Genomic DNA, 21,014 nt, shown 5'->3' with positions numbered 1-21,014 from the left:
CGGTCTAAAGGGATGCTAGAATGATGGCGGCCGGCATCTACACTCGATACCACCATTACGGAGTTAGTCACGACCTTCCGAGGAAGTATCGTCAAATAACAGAGGTCAATCACACCGTTTCGGATAACTCTATCAGACGATAAAAGCTTGTTGAGACTATTGTCCGCCGAGCATCAGTGCCGCCGTAGCCTTCGCGCTCCCGACAACCCCCGGGATACCCGCACCCGGATGAGTCCCAGCCCCCCACGAAGTACATATTCGGAATATGCTCGTCGCGATTATGCACCCGGAAATACGCGCTCTGCGTCAGCACCGGCTCCAGCGAGAACGCCGACCCGAGATGCGCATTCAGATCCTCCGCGAAATCCTTCGGGGCGTACGAGAACTTCGTCACGATCCGCTCATGGATGTCCGGGATCAACCGCCGCCCGATCTCGTCGAGGATGCGCTTCTCCAAAATCGGCGCGATCTCGTCCCAATCCACCGGGAATTTCCCGAGATGCGGCACCGGCGCCAGCGCATAGAAGGTCGAATGCCCCTCCGGCGCCAGCGACGGATCGGTCACGGTCGGATGATGCAGGTACAGCGAGAAATCTTCCGACAGCACGCCGTGGTCGTAAATGTCCTCGAGCAGCCCCCTTATAGCGCGGCCCGAACAGGATCATGTGGTGCGGGATGCCCGGCCACGTGCCCTTGATCCCGAAATGCACCACGAACAGCGACGGCGAGTACTTCTTTCGCTCGAGCGACCCCGTCTTCCGCTTCGCACTCCGCGACGTCGCCAGCAGGTCGCGATACGTGTGCATGATGTCGCTGTTCGCCGCGATCGCATCAGCCTGACCCGACCAGCCGCTCGCGGTCGTCACGCCGGTCGCGCGGTCGCCCAGGGTCTCGATCGACGTCACCGGATCGTCGAGCCGCAACACGCCGCCCAGCCGCTCGAACTGCGTCACCAGCGCCGCCACCAGCCGGTTGGTCCCGCCGCGCGCGAACCACACCCCGCCGTCACGCTCCAGCTTGTGGATCAGCGCATAGATCGCGCTCGTCGTCATCGGGTTGCCGCCGACCAGCAGCGTATGGAAGCTCAACGCCTCGCGCAGCTTCTCCGACTTCACGAAGCTCGACACGATCGAATAGACCGACCGCCACGCCTGGTATTTCGCCAGCGCCGGCGCCGCCTTGATCATCGACCCGAAGTCGAGGAACGCGACATGGCCGAGCTTCTCATAGCCCTCGTGGAACACCCCCGCCGAATATTGCAGGAACTTCTCGTACCCCGCCCAGTCGCCGGGATGCAGCTTCTCGATCTCGGCGCGCATCTGCACGTCGTCGTTGGTGTAATCGAAATTGGTCCCGTCCGGCCAGTTCAGGCGGTAGAACGGCAGCACCGGATCGAGCGTCACGTCCTCGCTCATGTCGCGCCCGGTCAGCGCCCACAGCTCGCGCAGGCAGTCCGGATCGGTGATGACCGTCGGCCCCGCATCGAACGTGAACCCGTCGCGCTCCCAATAATATCCGCGCCCACCCGGCTTGTCGCGGCTTTCGACGATCGTCGTCTGCACGCCCGCGGATTGCAGCCGGATCGCGAGCGCCAGCCCGCCGAAACCTGCGCCGATGACTATTGCGGTCTTCATGATGACATACTGCCTGCGATGGCGCGGACGGCGCGCACGATGGGGACGGGGGGCTTGCCGGTCAGAACGCGCGCCTTGTCGGAAAGCGTCGAGCGTCCGGCGTAGAAACGACCGATGAGCGATGGGGAGAGGCGGTAGAAGCGCTCGAGGATGCGGTAGCGTTCCTCCGGTTCGGCGGCGCGGAACAACATCGTGTCGAGCATCCGGTAGAAGCCACGCGACTTCCACGTCGCCCGCGCCATCGCGTGGGTCGCATCGTGAAGCTTCGCGCCCGAGAAATCGCCGAGGCCCGCCAGCATGGAAGCGGTCCGAACCGCGTCCGGCAGCGAGTACCCCGTGGTCGGATGAAACATTCCCGCGCGCATCCCGGCCTTCGCCACCCGAGCACCACCCGACCGCCAATACGCCTCGAAATCCCCCCCATCGCGACCGGCAGCACGCCCGACTCCTCGCGAACGACGCTCTCGACCGACCAGCCACGCGCCGTGACATAGTCATCGATCCGCCCGCCCAGCACCGGAATATCGAGATCCGGCGTGTCGCTATAATAGGTGTCCTCGACGAACATCCGATCCGCGCTGAACGGCAAACAATAGACGAACCGATACCCGTCGATCTGCGGAATCGTCGCGTCCATCACCATCGGCCGCGGGCTTTCGTGCGGCACCGATAGCGCCAGTTCGCGCCCGAGAAACTTCTGCCAGGCGAGATCGAGCAGCGACAGGTCGCCCGCCCCCCGCGCGTCGATCACGCCAGTCGCCTCGATCCGGTCGCCATCGGCCAGCACCACCGCGGTCGCACTAGCCCCCGACACCTTCCGCCCAAGCATCAAAGCATGCGCAGGAAGTACGCGGCGAACCTCGCGGTCGAGCCGCGTGCTCTCGATCGAATAATAAGTCGCGTCGATCGTCCGTTCATGCGCCGGAAAACGCACGTCATACCCGCGCCACGCATGCACCACGAGCGGCGCGACGATCCAGCGATCCGCCTGCGCCACGTCGCTCCCAAAGAACGACCAGAGGTGATTGCCGCCGACGACTGGCGCAGCGTCGATCAGGCGCACGTCCAACGCCGGATGCTTTGCTTTCAGCGCCAGCGCGATCATCCCGCCGGCCAAACCCGCGCCAACGATCGCAACGTCGCAGGAGATCGTCGATGCCATGCCTCCGACTAGCGCAAAGCGGGGGACACGAAAACAACCTTTGCAAAGCAATCGCCCTCGAAGACAACCTGCGTTGCCGGGGGTAGGGGTGGGGCGCTCTTAGTATCCTCCCCCGCCAGGGGGAGGTGGCTGGCCCTTAGCCAGACGGAGGGGGAGGAAAGGGAAACCTCCGTTCCGCATCCTCCCCCTCCGTCACCTCCGGCGACACCTCCCCCTGGCGGGGGAGGATCACAACCGCCGCTCTTCACTGAGGAAGGAAATGCCCAACCTGCTCCCCTCCCTGGAAGGGAGGGGCTGGGGGTGGGTCGGCTTCCGCAAGTTCGAACTCGCGTATCTAAGGGTGGACTGGCTTCCGCAAACCGGAACGCCAGCGGCTCAAGCTGGCCGACCCACCCCCCCCCCCCCCTTCCAGGGAGGGGGAGAAAGCTTGGCAACGGATGTCCCTAAACCAAGATCGCCCTTAGACAGTAAGAATGCCCGCACCCACATCCGCCCCCAAACTAACCACAGCCCGGCTAACCCTAACCGCCCACGCCGCCACCGACCTCGAAGACTGCGCCGCGATGTGGAGCGATCCGCGCGTCTACACGATGATCGGCGGCCAGCCGCGCACCCGAGAGGACGTCTGGATCCGCCTCCTCCGCTCGGTCGGCCAATGGACGCTGTTCGGCTACGGCAGCTGGATCGCCCGCGACACCGCCACAGGCAACCTCATCGGCGAACTCGGCCTGATCGAAGCCCGCCGCGCCATCGACCCCTCGATCGACGCCACCCCGGAAACAGGCTGGACGCTAGCCGGCGACGCGCAAGGCAAGGGGTACGCCTCCGAAGCGCTCGCCGCGATCCTCGCCTGGACCGACGCGCGCATCCCCGCGACGACCTGCATCATAGACCCCGCCAACGCCCCCTCGATCCGCCTCGCGGAACGGTTAGGCTACCGCCTGCGCACCACGGGGACCTACAGAGACGCCCCGATCCTGATCTTCGACCGAGCCGCAGCGTCGTAAAGACCCGGCGCTATTTTTGCGCAGTAACCACCGGAGTCTGCACCGACGCGATCGGCATGGGATCGCCCGCCCGATCGTAGAACGCCATCAACACCAGCCCCAACGCCAATATACTCCCCCGCGATCACATAGATCAGGCTCTTGTGATCCCTGCCGGAATGGGCGCTGGTATTCGTGCCGGTATCCCCGCGCGCGGCGTTTTGATGTGCCATGCATCTCTCTCCGAATTGGCAGGTCGTCCTGCTCTGGAGAGGGAGGCTATCAGGTTTCGCCGCACTGCATAGAGGCTATCGCAACCGCATCGAACGCCGGGAATACACCGACCAATCTAAGCCAATCCCGGCGCGATCGGCCAGTAGGTCGCATAGCGTTCATGCGCGACGCGGAAATACGGCACCATCCGCACCGGCTGCCGGTCCGCCGCGAGGATCGTGAACTCCAGCGGCCGGTCCCCCGCGCGCATCTTCTCCGCAATCGTATCGGGATCGCCCGCCAGCGTCGGCGGCACAAACGGCGCGGCATTATACTCGCCATATTTGCGCTCGTTGACGATGATGTCCGATCCCGGCGCCAGTCCCTCGCGCCCGAAGCTGCCCGCCATCACCAGCGGCCCATAGGTGAACGCGACGATATCCGGCGCGGCCGGCGATCGCTCGACCCCGGCGCGTATATCCAGCCGCAGTTCCACCGTATCGCCGTCGCGCCACCCCCGCGCCAATTCCAGATACCGCCCCGGACTGGTCGACCGCACCGCCTCGACCCCGTTCACCAGCACCACCGCGGTCCGGCTCCACCCCGGGTGGCGCAGCTTCAGCGTCAGCTCGGCCGGTCGCTTCAGAGTCCAGCGCAGCGTCGTCGTCGCGGCGTCGGGGAACGCCGTCACCTGCGTCAGCACCGCGTCCTTGTCCTTCCACCGCACGGCGGAGGGCACGAACAAATTCACGTACAGCGCGCGGTCGTCGTGGAAATAGATCGAGTCGCGGTATTTGACGTGGTTCTCCATCCCCGTGCCGGTGCAGCACCAGAACGAGTTCTCGGGCGTGTGATACAGCTTCATGTACCCCGGCCGGGCACCCTGGAAGTACGTCGCCATGCCGCTGTCCGGATCCTGCGACGCGAGGATCCCGTTATACAGCGTCCGCTCGTAGTAATCGGCATAGCCCGCCTGCGGATCGTGCAGGAACAGCGCCCGCGTCAGCTTCAGCATGTTGTGCTGGCAACACGTCTCCGATCCCTTCGCCGACAGGACATGCTCGGCGAAATCGGCGACCGGAAAGAAATGCTCGTTGTCGCCGTGCCCGCCGGTCGCGAACGACCGCGTCAGCGCCACCGTCTTCCAGAAGAATTCGGACGCCTCGCGGTATTCGGGCTTCCCCGTCACCTCCCATACCCGCTGGAAGCCGATGATCTTCGGCACCTGCGTATTGGCATGCAGTCCGTCGAGATGGTCGCGGCTCTTGGCCAGCGGCGCAAGGGATCGCCTTTTGCGAGAACCGCTCGGCCATCGTCCGATACTCGGCGGTCCCGGTCATCGTGTAGAGGTCGGCGAACACCTCGTTCATGCCGCCATGCTCGGTATCCAGCATGGTCTCGAACTGCGCATCGCTCAGCGGCCGGCTCGCGACCACCGCCCAGTCTGCCAGCCGCAGCAACACCGCGCGCGCCGTGTCGCTGTCCGCCAGCAGCGTCGCATCGCGCAGGCCCGCATACACCTTGTGCAGCGTGTACCACGGCACGCCGGTGATCGGATCGCCGCGCAGATGCGCTGCCACCAGCGCCGGCCCGTCCGGGAACGCGCAGACCAGCCCGGTCCCCGACCCCGCCTGGCACGCCGCCAGTTCGCGCGCGATATGATCGATACGCGCCTTGAACCGCCGGTCGCCGGTCGATCGATAGGCGAGCGCGCACGCCGACAGGTAATGCCCCAACGTATGCCCGTGGCAGTTGATGTCCGCCCACAGCGGATCCGATTCCCAGCCGCCATAGACTGGTGCCTTCGGTGCCAGCCCGGCATTCACTCGGAAATTATGCAGCATCCGGTCGGGTTGCAGCGCGAGCAGATACGCCTCGGTCTTGCGCTGCGCATGCAGGAACGGCCCCTCGCCGAGCGTGACGTCGGCCAGGTCGAACGCCTGCAATGTCGCGGTCGGCACCGTCACGGGCACCACCTCTGGCGGCACGAACGCAAACGCCTGCGAACCGATCGACAGCGAGCCCACGGTCAGCGCCCCGGTCGCGACACCCGTCAGAAATTTCCGGCGGGATTGGTCCCCGCGGCACAACTCGACCATAACAACACCCTCTTATGCTCTCATTATTTGTCTGAGTAGCAGGCGTGTCGTGCAGGCGAAAGAGGCAGGATCGAGGGTCAGGGTACCCGGTGTGCGCAGACATAGCCGGCGAACCGGGGCACCAGCCGCGTCGTCTGCATCGCGCCCATCGTCGCCGAGGTCTGGCACGCCAGTCCGTCGCGGTGGGCGCAACGCCGGTCCGCGGTATTGACGGCAGCCAACCGCGCGCGGTCCCGCCGCGACAGGTTCCGCTCGAACCCGTCCTGGAGATAATCGAGGTCGCCGGGGGTGATCGTCCGTACATGGCGTGCCGGGCACAGCCTGTCGGTACGCCGCCCCAGCGCCTCGAACCCTGCACGGGTCGCGGGGGGCATACCGGAATACCCGGTCACGGTCAGGATCAACGCGAGCAGAACCATCGACGACTCCATCATGCTGTAATCGCCCGAGACTATCACGCGCCTGCGACGACGTCTCGCGGCCTCCGTGGTCGAGGCGATCCGATCGCGCCGATCACCGGCGCTGTGGTAATTCCGCTACGGGTGCGGTTGATTCCGATCAACATCGGCGCGCCGGGTCTGGTACTGACGATCACGACGGCTATGGGGTAACCATCGCATGACGTGGGGAGGTTTTCCCCCGGTTCATGTGGCGGGGCGCATGGGGCGGCTGGCCGATCACGGCGAGCCATCATCGGCGACATCACGAACGACACGGGTGCAACTATGGCCTATATTTCCGCTTTTGGGATCGGCTCTGCGGCACCGACAAGCAACGCGGCGATCTTGCCGGCGCGCATGCGAAAGCGGCTGCTCGTCGTGGCAGCAGCAACGACGTGGGCGATGCTGTCGGCGGCGACGCCCGTCACGCGGCTCGACGTCCAGGTCGACAATCTCCGCTCGTCAAAGGGGATGATCCGGATCTGCCTCACCGCGGACCCCGACAATTTTCCCGCCTGCGTCGACGATGCCAAGGCACTGACGCGGACGCTGCCCGCCAGCGTCCACGCCACCAGCTTTTCGGGCCTGCCGCAGCGCGGCTATGCGCTCGCGATCATCCATGACGAGAACAGCAACGCGAAGCTCGATACGATCGCGGGCATCCCGCGCGAGGGCTATGGGTTCTCGCGCAATGCCGCCGTCCGCTTCGGCCCGCCGCGTTTCGATGCCGCCCGGTTCATGCTTGCCGGTGATGCCGAAATGCAACAGGTAAAAATGCGTTACATCTTCTGACCGATCGCAGCGGACCGAAAACGGTTTTACCGCGTTGCGACGTGGAACCTTTTTCTCCGGAGCATTTCCTTGCGCGCATTCACCCTTCTCATGTCTGCCGCAATCGCGGTGCTGGCAACCGCCACCCCGGCGCTCGCCCAGACCGATCCGAACCCGTCGCCAACGATCACGGACCCGCGCGACAACAACCGTATCACCATCGCGGTCGGTGCGGTTTCGATGCCCGATTACGAGGGTGCGGACAGCAATTCCTTCACCCCCGCCGGCGCCATCGTCGGCACGGTGCGCGGGCATGACTTCTTCCTCCGCGGCACGCAGCTCTATTTCAACCTGATCCCGAACACGGGCGAGGTCGGCATCAACTACGAAGTCGGCGTCATCGGCGGCATCCGCCGCGATCGCACCGGCGACATCGACAACCGCCAGGTCCGCGCGCTCGGCAAGATCGATACCGCGTATGAGCTCGGCGGCTATGTCGGCATCGGCAAGACCGGCGTCATCACCAGCGACTACGACACGATCACCGCGCGCGTCGCGTACGTTCACGACGTCTCGGGCACCTATGACAGCTACGTCATCACCCCGCAGGTGAACTACACCACGCCGCTGTCGGTCCGTACGCTCGTCTCGCTCGGCGTGTCGGCGGATTATGCCGGCAAGGGCTTCGGCCGCACCTATGCTGCCGTGACGCCGATCGGCTCGCTGAACAGCGGCCTGCGCACCTATGACATCAACGACAGCGGCTTCCGTCGCGCGAACGCCTCGCTGTTCGTCGTGCAGAGCCTCTCGGGTGATCTGCGCCACGGCTTCGGCGTCGGCGCCGGCGTCCTCTACGGTCGCATGCTCGGCAAGTACAAGAACACGCCGATCGTCGCCGACGTCGGTGATGCGGACCAGTGGCTCTACGCCCTCGGCCTGACCTACACGTTCTAAGCTATCGATTTCGGCGGATCCGGCTCGTCCCGATCCGCCGAATGCGTTACTTTTTCTCTCTCCCCGGTAGGGAGAGAAAAGAGGGTCCGCCGGGCGTTTTCCCGGAGGGCCAGGGATGAAGGTGAAGCCGGCATCCAGCCGCCGCCAAAACCCCATCATCGCAAGCAGGTAAGCCTCTCTGCCGGGTCGTGAAATTTATTTCATCGCACCCCCTTGAACCGTGCATCCATTCTTCATCCGCGTACGTTCCTCGCCACGGACGGCTTTTTTTATGTCCGTAACTGAGCGCGTTACGAGCGGGATTCGAGCAATCGACCTGATCGGGGCATGCCCCGTTGCGCGACTGCCGCAGAGCATTTCGACGTCCGCAACAGCAAGGGGAGGACCCTGATATGACCGAGAGCGTGCACCTGATCGAAGCCCTCGATGCGCGAGTGGAACGCCGCAGCGAGCGACGTGAATTCTTCAAGACCGCGCTGGGCGCCGCTGCGATGACCGCAGCCGGTGCGACCGCGCTGTCCTTCTCCACGTCGGCGTCGGCACAGACGATCACCGATGCGGACGTCCTGAACTTCGCACTCAACCTCGAATATCTCGAGGCGCAGTTCTATTCCTACGCCGCCTACGGCACCGGCCTCGACAACAGCCTGCTCAGCGGTACCAGCACGCAGGGTGCGGTTCGTGGCGGTCGTCAGGTCAACTTCAGCGATCCGATCGTGCGTCAGTACGCGCGTGAGATCGCGCAGGACGAGATCGCCCACGTCAAGTTCCTCCGCACCGCACTCGGCACCGCCGCCGTCGCGCAGCCGGTGATCGACGTCAGCGTCTCGCCGACCAGCGCGTTCTCGCTCGCGGCACAGGCTGCTGGCCTCGTCCCCGCCGGCACCGCGTTCGATCCGTACGCTTCGGACGAAGCGTTCCTCCTGGGTGCGTTCATCTTCGAAGACGTCGGCGTGACCGCATACAAGGGCGCTGCCCCGCTGCTCACCAGCAAGGCCTATCTCGAAGCCGCTGCCGGCCTGCTCGCGGTCGAGGCGTATCACGCCGCGATCGTCCGCACGACGCTGTACGGCAAGGGGCATCGCGACCCCGTCGCTGCGCCAGTCGGCCGACGCGATCTCGAACGCACGCGACAGCCTCGACGGCACGACCGATCTCGATCAGGGCATCTCACCCATCTCGCAGACGCCGATCAACCTGAGCACGACGCAGGCCGCGGTCACCGCGTCGAACATCGTTCCGCTCGATGCGAACGGCGTCGCCTTCAGCCGCTCGGCCAGCCAGGTGCTCAACATCGTGTACCTCAACAAGGGTGCGGCGTCGGCAGGCGGGTTCTACCCGAACGGCATGAACGGCAACATCAAGACGAGCATCGCGGCAAGCTGATCGGTCGTCCGATCACCCGCTCTTCTTCGATATTCAGGGGATTAACCCAATGACCGATCTCAATACCAAGCTGGAAATATTCGACGCGATCGCCAGCCGTCGCAACGAACGTCGTAACTTCCTGCGCTTCGCCGGCGGTTCCGCACTCGCCATCGGCGGCGCCACCCCTGCTCTCGGCATGCGGCAGCGACGATTCCGATCTCGCACCGACCCCGACTCCGGGACCGGCGCCGGTCGCAGCGCTCAACGACGCCGACGTGCTCAACGTCGCACTCAACCTCGAATATCTCGAAGCGCAGTTCTACGCGTTCGCGGCATTCGGTGTCGGCCTCAACGCCAACATGCTGACTGGCATCGGTACGCAGGGTGCGGTCACCGGCGGTGCACAGGTGCCGTTCCAGGACACCGTCGTCCGTGAGTATGCGCGCGAAATCGCGATCGACGAAGTCGCGCACGTCGCTTTCCTGCGCACGGCGCTCGGCAGCGCCGCCGTCGCCCAGCCTGCGATCGACATCTCGGTCGGCACGGCAGCGGCTCCGGGTGCGTTCACCGCGGCCGCACGTGCGGCGGGCGTCATCGGTGCGACGGGTGTGTTCAACCCCTATGCCGACGACAACAGCTTCCTGCTCGGCGCGTACATCTTCGAGGATGTTGGTGTGTCGGCCTATAAGGGCGCAGCACCGCTGATCGCCAACAAGACCTATCTCGAGGCGGCCGCCGGCATCCTCGCGGCAGAGGCGTATCACGCAGGGCTGATCCGCACGATCCTGTATCGCAAGGGACTGCAGACTCCGAACCCGATCCCGTCGCTCATCACCGCCGCCAACCAGATCAGCGACGCACGCGACAGCCTCGACGGCTCGAGCGACGACGACCAGGGCATCACCGGATCGGATCCGACGATCTCGAACATCGTGCCAACCGACGCCAACGGCCTGGCCTACAGCCGCTCGGTCGCGCAGGTGCACAACATCGTCTACCTGACGCCCACTGCGAAGATCGGCGGCGGCTTCTTCCCGAACGGGACCAACAACCGCCTCGACTCGCTGCGGACCAGCGGCGCCAACGCGTGATCGCGATCACTGCCTGAAACTGAAACCTTGGGCCGCGGCGAGCAATGGGAGCGCCGCGGCCCTCGTTTGGGGAACGACCATGACCAACTTCACGAAGCTCACCATGCTCGCCGGTCTCGCGACCGCGGGCATTTTCGCTGTCCCGGCCGCCGCGCAGGACATGACCACCGACGCCAAGCCGTTCTCGGGCGTCTATATCGGCGCGGCCGGCGGCTATGACGTCCAGGGCAACGACGTCGGCTCGTCGATCCTGTTCGACCGCAACAACGACGGCAATTTCAGCGACAGCGTCAACACCATCACCGGCGCCAACGCCTTCTCCCCCGGCTTCTGCAACGGCTCGGCCCGCACTGCAGTGCCCGCATACGGGTGCCGTAACGACGATGACGGCTGGTCGTATTACGGCCGCGCAGGCTTCGACGTGCAGCGCGGTCCGTTCGTGGTCGGCATCGTCGGCGAATTCGGCAAGTCCGAGATCACCGACAGCGTCGCCGCCTTCTCGACCACGCCCGCCAGCTACACGATGGCGCGCAAGCTGAAGTGGGAAGGCTCGGCCCGCCTCCGCGCCGGTCTCGCCGCGCGCAACACGCTGTTCTACGCCACCGGCGGCGCCGGCTATGCCAAGATCGACAACCTGTTCTTCACCACCAACACCGCCAACGCGTTCGCAGCCACCGGTTCGGACAAGAAGTGGGGCTATGTCGGCGGCGGCGGCATCGAGCAGAAGCTGACCAAGAACATCTCGATCGGCATGGAATACACCTATCACCAGTACAAGGACGACGACGCCCGCGTCCTCGTCACCGCCGGCACCGCACTCGCCGGCAGCCCGGTCTTGCTGGCGAACAACCCGTTCGTCCTCGCCCCCAACACCGCCGGCACGGCCTTCCGCCGTAGCGACGACCAGTTCCGCTGGCACTCGCTGCGCGGCACCGTGTCGTTCCGCTTTTAAGTAGAAGCACCCTCCACCTCCCGTTCGCCCTGAGCGAAGTCGAAGGGTAAGCCCCAAACGCAGGTGCTTCGACTACGCTCAGCACGAACGGGGAGGGGGACGCGATCGTGTATGCACGTGGAAAAGGCCGCTGCCCCAAACCGGGCAGCGGCCTTTTCTCGTTTCAGCAAGCGTGCGCTTAGGATCAACCACCCACCACCTACACCGCTACCACCCCGGCGAAGGCCGGGGCCCAGTTGGAAAGGTGGAAATAATGGAGGATCGCCGATCGTTACCGCCGTCCCCCAACTGGGCCCCGGCCTCCGCCGGGGTGGTAAATTTTCGATCGGAAGGATGCCCAACCGAGACCCACGCGCACTTCCCCGCACCCCAAGCACCCCCAAATTCCCCATTGCACCCCACCCCAACCCCCCTATGCTCACCCCACCCCGGGGAGCGCTTATCCGCGCTTGAGAGGAAGGCAGGAGCCTTCGACCCGCTGAACCTGATCCGGTTGATACCGGCGGAGGGAGGGAGCGGTCGCCACAGAACCGCAAGCCTTGCTCCGACACCCGTAGGAGCAAGCGCATGGCCATCGAGACGCAACCCACTACCGACATCGGCGTAACCACCGGCCCGATCCGAGGCTCGCGAAAGATCCACGTAGCGGTCCCCACCAGCCCAGACGTCCGCGTCGCCATGCGCGAAATCGTCCTCGACCCCAGCTGCAGCGAGCCCCCCCTACGCGTCTACGACACCAGCGGCCCCTACACCGACCCCCGCGCGAAAATCGACATCAACGCCGGCCTCCCCCAACTCCGCCGCGCCTGGATCGAGGCTAGAGGCGACGTAGAATCCTACGAAGCCCGAGAACTCCGTCCCGAAGACAACGGCCAGCTAGGCCCCGACCGCTCCGGCGGGGTCCCGCAATTCCCCGGCAGCATCAAGCGGCCGTTGCGTGCGAAGGCAGGCCACAACGTCAGCCAGATGCACTACGCCCGCCGCGGCATCATCACCCCAGAAATGGAATACGTTGCCACCCGGGAAAACCTCGGCCGCGCCATGCTGAAAGACTACAAGCGAGACGGTGAATCCTTCGGCGCCCAGATCCCCGACTTCGTAACCCCCGAATTCGTCCGCGACGAGATCGCCCGAGGCCGCGCGATCATCCCCAACAACATCAACCACCCCGAATCCGAACCGATGGCGATCGGCCGCAACTTCCTCGTCAAGATCAACGCCAACATCGGCAACTCCGCGGTCGCCAGCAACGTCGCCGCCGAAGTCGACAAGCTCGTCTGGTCGATCCGCTGGGGCGCGGACACGGTGATGGACCTCAGCACCGGCCGCAACATCCACGACACCCGCGAATGGATCCTGCGCAACTCGCCAGTCCCGATCGGCACCGTGCCCATCTACCAGGCGCTCGAAAAGGTCGGCGGCGTCGCCGAGGACCTCACCTGGGAGATCTTCCGCGACACGCTCATCGAGCAGGCCGAACAGGGCGTCGATTACTTCACGATCCACGCCGGCGTGCGCCTCGCCTACATCCCGATGACCGCGAAACGCGTCACCGGCATCGTCTCGCGCGGCGGCTCGATCATGGCGAAATGGTGCCTCAGCCACCACAAGGAGAGCTTCCTCTACGAGCGCTTCGACGAAATCACCGAGATCATGAAGGCGTACGACATCGCCTACAGCCTCGGCGACGGCCTGCGCCCCGGCAGCATCGCCGACGCCAACGACGAAGCGCAGTTCAGCGAACTCTACACGCTCGGCGAACTCACCCACCGCGCGTGGAAGAGCGACGTCCAGGTCATGATCGAAGGCCCCGGCCACGTACCGATGCACAAGATCAAGGAGAACATGGACAAGCAACTCGAAGTCTGCGGCGAAGCCCCCTTCTACACGCTAGGGCCACTAACGACGGACATAGCCCCCGGCTACGACCACATCACCAGCGGCATCGGCGCCGCGATGATCGGCTGGTACGGCACCGCGATGCTCTGCTACGTCACGCCAAAGGAGCACCTGGGCCTCCCCGACCGCGACGACGTCAAGGTCGGCGTAGTAACCTACAAACTAGCCGCCCACGCCGCCGACCTCGCCAAAGGCCACCCCGCCGCCCAGATGCGCGACGACGCCCTCAGCCGCGCGCGCTTCGAGTTCCGCTGGAGAGACCAGTTCAACCTCTCCCTCGACCCCGACACCGCCGAGCACTACCACGACCAGACGTTGCCAGCCGAAGGCGCCAAGACCGCCCACTTCTGCAGCATGTGCGGCCCAAAATTCTGCTCGATGAAGATCACGCAAGAGGTGAGGGACTTCGCGGCCAAGCAGAACGCCTCGGCGGATACGTTCCTGGCGGCGGACGTCGAACAAACCGACACCAACCGAGCGATCTTCGCAAAGGGCGCTGTGCATGTCGACCCGGAGAAAGGCATGGCCGAAATGAGTGAAAGATTTCGAGAGAAGGGAAGCGAAATCTACTTACCGGCTGAGTGATTGTTGGTGGGCAGGGGAATATCCCTGCCCACCGTCAACCGATCGCTTCGGGTAGACTACTCGCTAAAGGCCGATCACGGCCATGCGAGCAGCATCAAGGTTCAGGAGAGCATCTTCACGACGGAAGAAGCACTTCTTCGACATCGCCAACGGTTGGCCAAGGCGGTTGGTCAAAAACCAACGCCACATCCAACGGCTGTCCATGTGGAGGAACCATTCTGTCTGCTCCATCTGCCTTCTCCATTGAAGAAACAAGATGGGGTCCATGCATTTACTACAACTGACCTGCGCGTAGTACGATCTTCGATGAAGCGGATGTGCTACTGGAGCGCGCGGTGTTCCGCATCGCCTGTCATAGTGCCGACTTAAACCCGACCGATTAGTCATTCAGTTGTCAATAATGCGGCAAAAGTCCCAATTTAACGCGCTCGAATAGGCACCTCCCTTTGCTCGGCGGCCCGAAGCGAATCAGGTCGACGTGAGTAGATTGGCGAGGTTGATTGACTGGAACAATAGTAGAACGCGGTTCGCGTTGAGGGTTCGTCTTTTGATCCACGACGTTTCCCGGCTTTACACCGACTCTTGTACCGAGGCCTGACGATATCTCACGTCATTGGAAGAAAATTGCGCTAGCATCCAACGGTAGCGCTTCTTGCGTAGGCCCCCATCTCGGGCCGCGCCGGACCACTCTCTGGTTAGTCCACTCACTGCGCCACACTCAAGCAAGCCGCTCGACCAGTCGCGTTGTCGCAACCGGATCGTGACAAGCGAAACGATCGTCACCTTACCCAACTTGCAACGCCGCCAACACACCCGGAAACCGAATGAGCTTCGGGTAACTCCCCTCCACCTCCTCCGCGACACCCTGCGCGATCAACTCGTTCAAGTTGTTCGCGGCACCCTGATACGTCACCCCCCAGCGCTTCCGCGAAATCAGAGATCGATCGCACCGGGCGTTCGAACGCCAGATCGATGATCCGCAACATCAGCGCCGATCGCCGTGCCGTCTGGAAGCGTTCGCGATACGCGCGTTGCAGGTCCTGCAGGCGTTCGACCACCGCGATCGTCTCCCCCGCCGATTCCGCAACGGCTTCGAGAAAGAACGCGATCCAGTTTTCCCACGCGCCGTCGCGCGACACCGCGTACATCAGGTCGATATAGCGATCCTTGTGCCGCTCCAGATACGGACTCATGTAGAGCAGGGGCTGCGGTAACGTGCCGTTGTCGATCAGCATCAGCGTGATCAGCATGCGGCCAACCCGCCCGTTGCCATCGGCGAACGGGTGGATCGCCTCGAACTGGTAATGCGCCAGCGCGGCGTCGATCAACGGCGACGGACGTTCCTCGCGATTGACGAACGTCATCAAGGTATCGAGCACGCGCGGCGTTTCTGTCGGCGGCGCGGGAATGAACCGTGCGGTGTCGATCCGGCCCGATCCCCCGATCCAGTTCTGGTCGCGCTTCAACTCGCCCGCCTCGACCGTTGCCCCGCGATTGCGTGCAACTCCGGTCAACAGCGTGCGGTGCGCGTCGCGGATCAATCGGGACGAGATCGGCAGCGTGGCGAGCCCGTCGATCGCCCCCCTCCAGCGCGCGAACATAGTTCAGCACCTCGCGGTTATCGCCCCGCGTCGCCGCTTCCGCTGCCCCCCGCCTCGAACAGGAACAGGTCGGTCAGCGTCGTATAGGTCCCCTCCATGCTGGACGAGGACACCGCCTCGCGCCGTTGAAGCGGCCGGACCAGCAACAGCGGATTGGCGACCGATCGCCCGATTCCCTTGAGTTCTCCCACTGCTTGCGTCGCGCGCGTGAGTTCGGGCAGAAAGCGACCTATGTCGAGTATCGCGGGCGGCAGCGGCGCGGCGACGAACGCCTTGCGACCCCCGACCGTAGGCACAAGCTGCCTGGTCGCGCGATCGTTGAAGCCGTTGCGGTCCATGCAACGGATCTACAAAGTGCAACGGCCACTTTCAACGAAAACCGTGTTTCGTAAAAAAGTGCTGCCGTCGCTTTATACATCCGTGCAAAGTGGTCCAAGGATGCCTTCCAAGGTGGATGCCCCAGCGCCACACTTGCCGCGCGAAAAGTCCAACACGTAACAATATCGCTGTCCTACACGCCTTCGCCCTGATCCGTTTCGCGCATGCAAACAAAACCCACGCGCATGCGGACGCGCGCTCGCCGCGATGTCATGCCCGACATCGCCCCCGCTCTCGAACCGGCCGCTCCCGAGCCAACCGCACGGACCACCGCGATGACCATCATCAAGGCCGACCACCTTCCGACGGTCGAGGACTTCGACCTCGCCGAGTATGACTGGGTGCCGGTCCGGCGGAAGGTGCGGCACGATGGCTGGACGGTCGCGACGCAGCAGGCGTTCATCGGCGTGCTCGCGGATACCGGCTCCGTCACGCAGGCCGCGCGCGAGGTGAACATGTCGGCGACCTCCTGCTACCGCCTGCGCCGCGCGGCCGATGGCGCGGCGTTCGCGGCGGCGTGGGATGCGGCGGTGCAGACCGCGTCGCTGCGGCTGGTCGATCTCGCCTTCGACCGCGCGATCAACGGATCGCCCGAGCCGGTATTCGATCGCGACGGCAATCGCGTCGGCCAGCGCGTCCGGTTCAACGATCGCCTGCTGATGTTCCTCCTGCGGGCGCACCAACCCGATCGCTATCGCACCCCCGGCCAGTCACCTGCGCCGGCGCCCATCCCGGTGTCGCCGGTCGAGGCCACGCTCGCCGCGCTCGCGCCGCCGATGCCCGCCGAACCGCACCGCCTGATGGCCCCCGAGGCGCTGGTGATGGCGCTCGAAGTCGCCGATATCCGCGCCGAACCCGTCGCCAAGCGTCGTCCCGCGTCAACCGGTTCCGCACCGTCCGTCCAGACGTTCGAGGCGCAGCTCGCCGCCGCGAAGGCGACGATCTCGCCCAAATATCCCGAGAGGATCCGCGGGCAGGAGGGTGAGGATGACCATGAAGGTCCTGGCCGGCGCCGTTTCCGAGCGTAACTTTATCGTGACCTTTGGCGCCGGCCCTCGAACGCGCCTCCGTAGCCCTACCGCTTCCGAACGAACTCCGCGCGCAGCACCAGCCCCTTGATCCCCTCGTACCGGCAGTCGATCTCCTGCGCGTCGCCGGTCAACCGGATCGACTTGATCACCGTCCCGCGCTTCAGCGTCTGCCCCGCACCCTTCACGGTCAGGTCCTTGATCAGCGTCACCTGGTCGCCATCCGCCAGCACGTTGCCGACCGAATCCCGCACCACCACCGCGCCATCATCCGCCGCAACAGCCGTCGCCGCACCGCCCGCAACCCACTCGCCGGTCGCTTCGTCGTACACATATTCGTCGCTCATTGGTCGGTCTCCGGCAGCGCCCAGTCGATCGGCGGGCGGCCATGGGTTCTAAGAAAGTCGTTGGCCCGGCTGAACGGCCGCGATCCGAAGAACCCGGTCCGCGCGGCCAGCGGCGAAGGATGCGCGGACTGGATCACCAGATGCCGCCCACCCTTAGTAACGTCATTGACGAACGCCGCCTTCTTCTGCGCATACGCCCCCCACAGCAGGAACACGACCGGTTTGTCCTGCGCGTTCACCGCCGCGATGACCGCATCGGTAAACCGCTCCCACCCACGCTTCTGGTGCGACGCCGCCTCCCCCATTCGCACGCTCAACACCGCGTTGAGCAGCAGCACGCCCTGCGCCGCCCAATAATCGAGCATGCCGTGGCGTGCCCGCGGGATCCCCAGATCCGCCTCCAGCTCCTTGTAGATATTCACCAGGCTAGGCGGCGTCCGCACGCCTTCGCGCACCGAGAAGCTAAGCCCATGCGCCTGCCCCTCGCCGTGGTACGGATCCTGCCCGAGGATTACACACCTGACCTGATCCAACGGCGTCAGCTCCAACGCCCGGAACCGGTCGGCATCCTCCGGAAACACCCGAGCACCCGCCGCGCGCTCGGCCTCCAGAAACGCATCCAGCGCACGCATGTACGGCGCCTCGAACTCTGCAGTGAGTGCCTGCCAGCTTGGGGGGAGCGTGTGATCGATCATCCCCGCCGCATGTCGGACAGGGCAGGGCAGTGTCAATCGCCGCTCCTCGTTCCCCCGCCAAGGCGGGGGCCCAGGATCACACAGGACAGCATCCGTAACCCTGGACCCCCGCCTCCGCGGGGGAACGGCAACCTTGCGGGGCTGGATGCGAAGCGAAAGGCTCGCACAAAGCGCCCCGCCCCATTATGTGAGCGCCCATGACCGAGATCACCGTCGCCGCGCTGCAGCTGGGCTTCACGCCCAACATCGATCGCAACATCGCCAACGTGTCCCGCCTCGTCCACGAGGCCGCCGCGAAGGGTGCGCAGGTCATTCTGCCCCCCGAGCTGTTCGAAGGCGAGTATTTCTGCCGCGTCGAGGACGAAGGGCTCTTCGCCAACGCCGCCCCGGTCGGCGAGCACAAGGCGGTGCTAGCGATGCAGGCGCTCGCCGAAGCGCTCAAGGTCACGATCCCGACCAGCTTCTTCGAGGCGGACGGCCCGCATCATTACAACAGCCTCGCGATGATCGGCCCCGACGGCAACATCCAGGGCGTCTACCGCAAGAGCCACATCCCCGACGGCCCCGGCTACGAGGAGAAGTTCTACTTCCGCCCCGGCAACACCGGCTTCAAGGTCTGGCCGCATCCCGCGGGCAAGCTCGGCGTCGGCGTCTGCTGGGACCAATGGTACCCGGAGACGGCGCGCGCGATGATGCTGATGGGTGCGGAAGTCCTGTTCTACCCGACCGCGATCGGCAGCGAGCCGCACGACACGTCGCTCGACACCGCGCGACTGTGGCGCCGCGCCATGGTCGGCCACGCGGTCAGCAACGTCGTCCCGATCGTCGCCGCCAACCGCGTCGGCGTCGAGCACGGCCAGACCTTCTATGGCACCAGCTTCATCGCCGACGAGCGCGGCGACATCCTGGCGGAGCTAGGCCGCGACGACGAAGGCGTCATCACCGCGACGATCGACCTCGACATCGTTAAGCGCCACCGCGCGGCGTTCGGCTTCTTCCGCGACCGTCGCCCCGACCTGTACGGCCGCCTGGTCCAGGACATCTGACGCTCCGATCCTCCCCCTGGCGGGGGAGGATTAGAACCAAGCCAACCCAGCCAACACCGCCCCCACCAGCGCAGCCGCCCCCGCAACCCACAGCAACCACCGCCGCCCGGTCAGCGCCGTAATCGACGCCAACGCGATCGCCACCTGGATCGCGGTCACCGCCAGCGCCAGCTGCGTATGCGGCCGCAACGCCTCGTCCGACTCGCTATCCGCCGCCGCCGAGCGCCGGTCGAGCGTCTCCGCCTCCCGCTTCAACGCCGTCCCCCGCGCCTTGTACCGCGCAATATCCGCCCGGTGCGTCGCCATCTGCGTCGCACCGAACCCGGGCGGCGCGAGATCGACCTCCATCTGCGCGATATGACGCTTCAGGTCCTCCGCCTGGTAATAGCCCCACGCATCCGACGCCTGCGCCTTGATCAGCACCGCCTCGTTCTTGTGGAGCAACGCCTCGTTCTGCGTATGCCCGCCGAGGAAACTGGTCACCGCCGCCAGCGTCGCCAGGATCGCGGTGAACAACGCGATCCGCTGATCGAACGCCTCACCCTTGGCCGCGCGTTCCTCCGACAGTTGCTCATGCAACCCGCGCACTTCGAAATCATCATCCATGTTGGTCGCTATGGCCCTCCGCGCGTGACTGGACGCTGATGATCGCGTGACATAGTCGTCAGCGCGCCATGATCCGCACTCGCTCGATACTGCTCGCGCTCACGCTTCTCGCCGGCTGCGCAACGCCGTCGACAAAGACCTTTCCACTGAGCGATCACTTCAACGGGACGCGTTTCTTCAACCCCGACGGCGTGCAGGGCAGCACCGGCGAGCAGAAGCAGGGCCCGGTCGCGCTGCTCCGCAACCTAGTGAAGCCGCCCTACCGAACTTGGGCCGAAGTCCCCGTCACCCCGACGCGGCCCCCGGCCCGTGTCGAGGGCCAGACAATGCGCGTCACCTGGATCGGCCATTCGACCGTATTGGTGCAGACTCAAGGGCTCAACATCCTGACCGATCCGATGTGGCTCGAGCGCTCGTCCCCGGTCCAGTTCGTCGGCGTGAAGCGCGTCCGCGAACCCGGCGTGCGTCTCGCGGACCTGCCGAAGATCGACCTGATCCTGCTGAGCCACGATCACCGCGACCATCTCGACATGACGGCGATGAAGCGGCTCTGGCACCGCGACAAGCCGCTGATCGTGACCGGCCTCGGCAACGACCAGATCCCTCGCGCGCAGCGGCATCCATGCGGTCGCGCGCGACTGGGGCGGCCGCGTGACGCTACGTCCCGGCATCGACGTGATCGTCGACCGCGCGCATCACTGGAGCGAATACGACCCTGGCGACCGCGACAAGACCTTATGGGCGGGCTTCACCGTGACGCTGCCCGGCGGCAACCTGTACTTCGCAGGCGACACCGGCCCCGGCGACATGCGCTGGGCAACCGAAGCGCGCGCAGCCGGCCCGGTCCGCCTCGCGATCCTGCCGATCGGCGCGTATCATTTCGCAGGACACGAAACCGACAACCACATCGGCCCGGACCAGGCGGTGACCGCGTTCGAACAACTCGGTGCGGCGTACGCGATCGGTGTCCACTGGGGCACGTTCGAACTGACGTCAGAGGGTATCGACGAACCGCCCGAGCACCTCCGCGCGGCGCTGATCCGCGAACACATCCCCGCAAACCGCTTCCGCACGCCAGAGGCCGGCGAGCCCTGGGTGATCGAGTAGTCGTCCAACTCCCTCTCCCTGAAAGGGAGGGGCAGGGGGTGGGTAGGTCCGC

16 protein-coding genes, 7 pseudogenes and 1 riboswitch are annotated in these 21,014 nt (G+C 65.1%); of the genes and pseudogenes, 12 read left to right on the top strand and 11 right to left on the bottom strand.

Annotated features, from left to right (window positions below; all coding sequences use genetic code 11):
• Nucleotides 1-156 precede the first annotated feature (156 nt).
• Nucleotides 157-1,634, bottom strand: a pseudogene (locus tag NHF48_RS14410) (phytoene desaturase).
• Nucleotides 1,631-2,796, bottom strand: a pseudogene (gene crtY, locus NHF48_RS14405) (lycopene beta-cyclase CrtY). The pseudogenes NHF48_RS14410 and crtY overlap by 4 nt, the downstream one beginning before the upstream one ends.
• Nucleotides 2,797-3,269: 473 nt before the next feature.
• Here crtY and NHF48_RS14400 point away from each other — a divergent pair.
• Entirely contained in the window at nt 3,270-3,803 is a 534-nt protein-coding gene (locus NHF48_RS14400; protein ID WP_253071486.1) for a GNAT family N-acetyltransferase, read from the top strand.
• Between the two features lie 328 nt (nt 3,804-4,131).
• Here the strand turns inward: NHF48_RS14400 and NHF48_RS14395 are convergent, their stop codons facing one another.
• The 3 genes and pseudogenes from NHF48_RS14395 to NHF48_RS14385 all read right to left on the bottom strand — a co-directional run bounded on the left by NHF48_RS14395 (nt 4,132) and on the right by NHF48_RS14385 (nt 6,552).
• Complete coding sequence (locus NHF48_RS14395; RefSeq protein ID WP_253072438.1) at nt 4,132-5,238, bottom strand: beta-L-arabinofuranosidase domain-containing protein; 1,107 nt, start codon at nt 5,236-5,238, stop codon at nt 4,132-4,134.
• A gap of 118 nt (nt 5,239-5,356) precedes the next feature.
• Nucleotides 5,357-6,094: pseudogene (locus NHF48_RS14390) on the bottom strand (beta-L-arabinofuranosidase domain-containing protein); the annotation flags it as partial.
• Between the two features lie 77 nt (nt 6,095-6,171).
• Nucleotides 6,172-6,552: a hypothetical protein gene (locus NHF48_RS14385; protein WP_253072532.1), complete on the bottom strand. Its 381-nt coding sequence runs from the start codon at nt 6,550-6,552 to the stop codon at nt 6,172-6,174.
• Nucleotides 6,553-6,740: 188 nt separating this feature from the next.
• Here NHF48_RS14385 and NHF48_RS26030 point away from each other — a divergent pair.
• The 7 genes and pseudogenes from NHF48_RS26030 to thiC form a co-directional block, all read left to right on the top strand.
• Nucleotides 6,741-6,812 (top strand): annotated as a pseudogene (locus NHF48_RS26030) (hypothetical protein); the annotation flags it as partial.
• 79 nt (nt 6,813-6,891) lie between these two features.
• A complete protein-coding gene (locus NHF48_RS14375; RefSeq protein WP_446741159.1) occupies nt 6,892-7,326 on the top strand; it encodes a DUF2141 domain-containing protein in 435 nt (144 codons plus the stop codon).
• A 69-nt stretch (nt 7,327-7,395) separates the two neighbouring features.
• A complete protein-coding gene (locus NHF48_RS14370) occupies nt 7,396-8,259 on the top strand; it encodes a MipA/OmpV family protein (RefSeq protein WP_253071484.1) in 864 nt (287 codons plus the stop codon).
• A 392-nt stretch (nt 8,260-8,651) separates the two neighbouring features.
• Nucleotides 8,652-9,645 (top strand): annotated as a pseudogene (locus NHF48_RS14365) (ferritin-like domain-containing protein).
• Between the two features lie 49 nt (nt 9,646-9,694).
• Nucleotides 9,695-10,718 (top strand): annotated as a pseudogene (locus tag NHF48_RS14360) (ferritin-like domain-containing protein).
• A 79-nt stretch (nt 10,719-10,797) separates the two neighbouring features.
• Complete coding sequence (locus tag NHF48_RS14355; protein ID WP_253071483.1) at nt 10,798-11,670, top strand: outer membrane protein; 873 nt, start codon at nt 10,798-10,800, stop codon at nt 11,668-11,670.
• Between the two features lie 419 nt (nt 11,671-12,089).
• Nucleotides 12,090-12,198: riboswitch (TPP riboswitch) on the top strand.
• 39 nt (nt 12,199-12,237) lie between these two features.
• Complete coding sequence (thiC, locus tag NHF48_RS14350) at nt 12,238-14,154, top strand: phosphomethylpyrimidine synthase ThiC (protein ID WP_253071482.1); 1,917 nt, start codon at nt 12,238-12,240, stop codon at nt 14,152-14,154.
• Nucleotides 14,155-14,217: 63 nt separating this feature from the next.
• Here thiC and NHF48_RS14345 read toward each other — a convergent pair whose 3' ends face one another.
• The 3 genes from NHF48_RS14345 to NHF48_RS14335 all read right to left on the bottom strand — a co-directional run bounded on the left by NHF48_RS14345 (nt 14,218) and on the right by NHF48_RS14335 (nt 16,093).
• Nucleotides 14,218-14,385, bottom strand: a complete 168-nt coding sequence (locus NHF48_RS14345) for a hypothetical protein (protein WP_253071481.1) — start codon at nt 14,383-14,385, stop codon at nt 14,218-14,220.
• A gap of 548 nt (nt 14,386-14,933) precedes the next feature.
• On the bottom strand, nt 14,934-15,755 hold the full coding sequence (locus NHF48_RS14340) for a Fic family protein (RefSeq protein ID WP_253071480.1): 822 nt from the start codon (nt 15,753-15,755) through the stop codon (nt 14,934-14,936).
• Between the two features lie 17 nt (nt 15,756-15,772).
• Nucleotides 15,773-16,093 carry a Fic/DOC family N-terminal domain-containing protein gene (locus NHF48_RS14335; protein WP_253071479.1) on the bottom strand — a complete coding sequence of 107 codons (321 nt, stop codon included), beginning with the start codon at nt 16,091-16,093 and terminating at the stop codon, nt 15,773-15,775.
• Nucleotides 16,094-16,408: 315 nt separating this feature from the next.
• On the opposite strand from NHF48_RS14335, the gene NHF48_RS14330 reads away from it, so the two are divergent.
• Nucleotides 16,409-17,161 (top strand): hypothetical protein, encoded by a 753-nt coding sequence (locus NHF48_RS14330; RefSeq protein ID WP_263816898.1) that lies wholly within the window; start codon nt 16,409-16,411, stop codon nt 17,159-17,161.
• A gap of 47 nt (nt 17,162-17,208) precedes the next feature.
• Here NHF48_RS14330 and NHF48_RS14325 read toward each other — a convergent pair whose 3' ends face one another.
• Together NHF48_RS14325 and ung are read right to left on the bottom strand one after the other, a co-directional pair.
• Nucleotides 17,209-17,508: an alkylphosphonate utilization protein gene (locus NHF48_RS14325; RefSeq protein WP_136188845.1), complete on the bottom strand. Its 300-nt coding sequence runs from the start codon at nt 17,506-17,508 to the stop codon at nt 17,209-17,211.
• Nucleotides 17,505-18,203, bottom strand: a complete 699-nt coding sequence (ung, locus tag NHF48_RS14320) for a uracil-DNA glycosylase (RefSeq protein ID WP_253072437.1) — start codon at nt 18,201-18,203, stop codon at nt 17,505-17,507. Before ung ends, NHF48_RS14325 begins: the two co-directional genes overlap by 4 nt.
• Before the next feature lie 197 nt (nt 18,204-18,400).
• Here ung and aguB point away from each other — a divergent pair, with 197 nt between their 5' ends.
• Complete coding sequence (gene aguB, locus NHF48_RS14315) at nt 18,401-19,249, top strand: N-carbamoylputrescine amidase (protein ID WP_060526045.1); 849 nt, start codon at nt 18,401-18,403, stop codon at nt 19,247-19,249.
• A 30-nt stretch (nt 19,250-19,279) separates the two neighbouring features.
• Here aguB and NHF48_RS14310 read toward each other — a convergent pair whose 3' ends face one another.
• Nucleotides 19,280-19,855 carry a DUF4337 domain-containing protein gene (locus NHF48_RS14310; RefSeq protein WP_253071477.1) on the bottom strand — a complete coding sequence of 192 codons (576 nt, stop codon included), beginning with the start codon at nt 19,853-19,855 and terminating at the stop codon, nt 19,280-19,282.
• 68 nt (nt 19,856-19,923) lie between these two features.
• Here NHF48_RS14310 and NHF48_RS25210 point away from each other — a divergent pair.
• Nucleotides 19,924-20,376: pseudogene (locus NHF48_RS25210) on the top strand (MBL fold metallo-hydrolase); the annotation flags it as partial.
• A 130-nt stretch (nt 20,377-20,506) separates the two neighbouring features.
• Nucleotides 20,507-20,962 (top strand): MBL fold metallo-hydrolase, encoded by a 456-nt coding sequence (locus NHF48_RS14300; RefSeq protein WP_253071476.1) that lies wholly within the window; start codon nt 20,507-20,509, stop codon nt 20,960-20,962.
• The last annotated feature ends 52 nt before the right edge of the window (nt 20,963-21,014 follow it).

This window comes from Sphingomonas sp. H160509 (assembly GCF_024124765.2).
Taxonomy (GTDB): domain Bacteria; phylum Pseudomonadota; class Alphaproteobacteria; order Sphingomonadales; family Sphingomonadaceae; genus Sphingomonas.
Note: the sequence above shows the minus strand (reverse complement) of the source record. Positions and strands in the feature narration are given on the sequence as shown.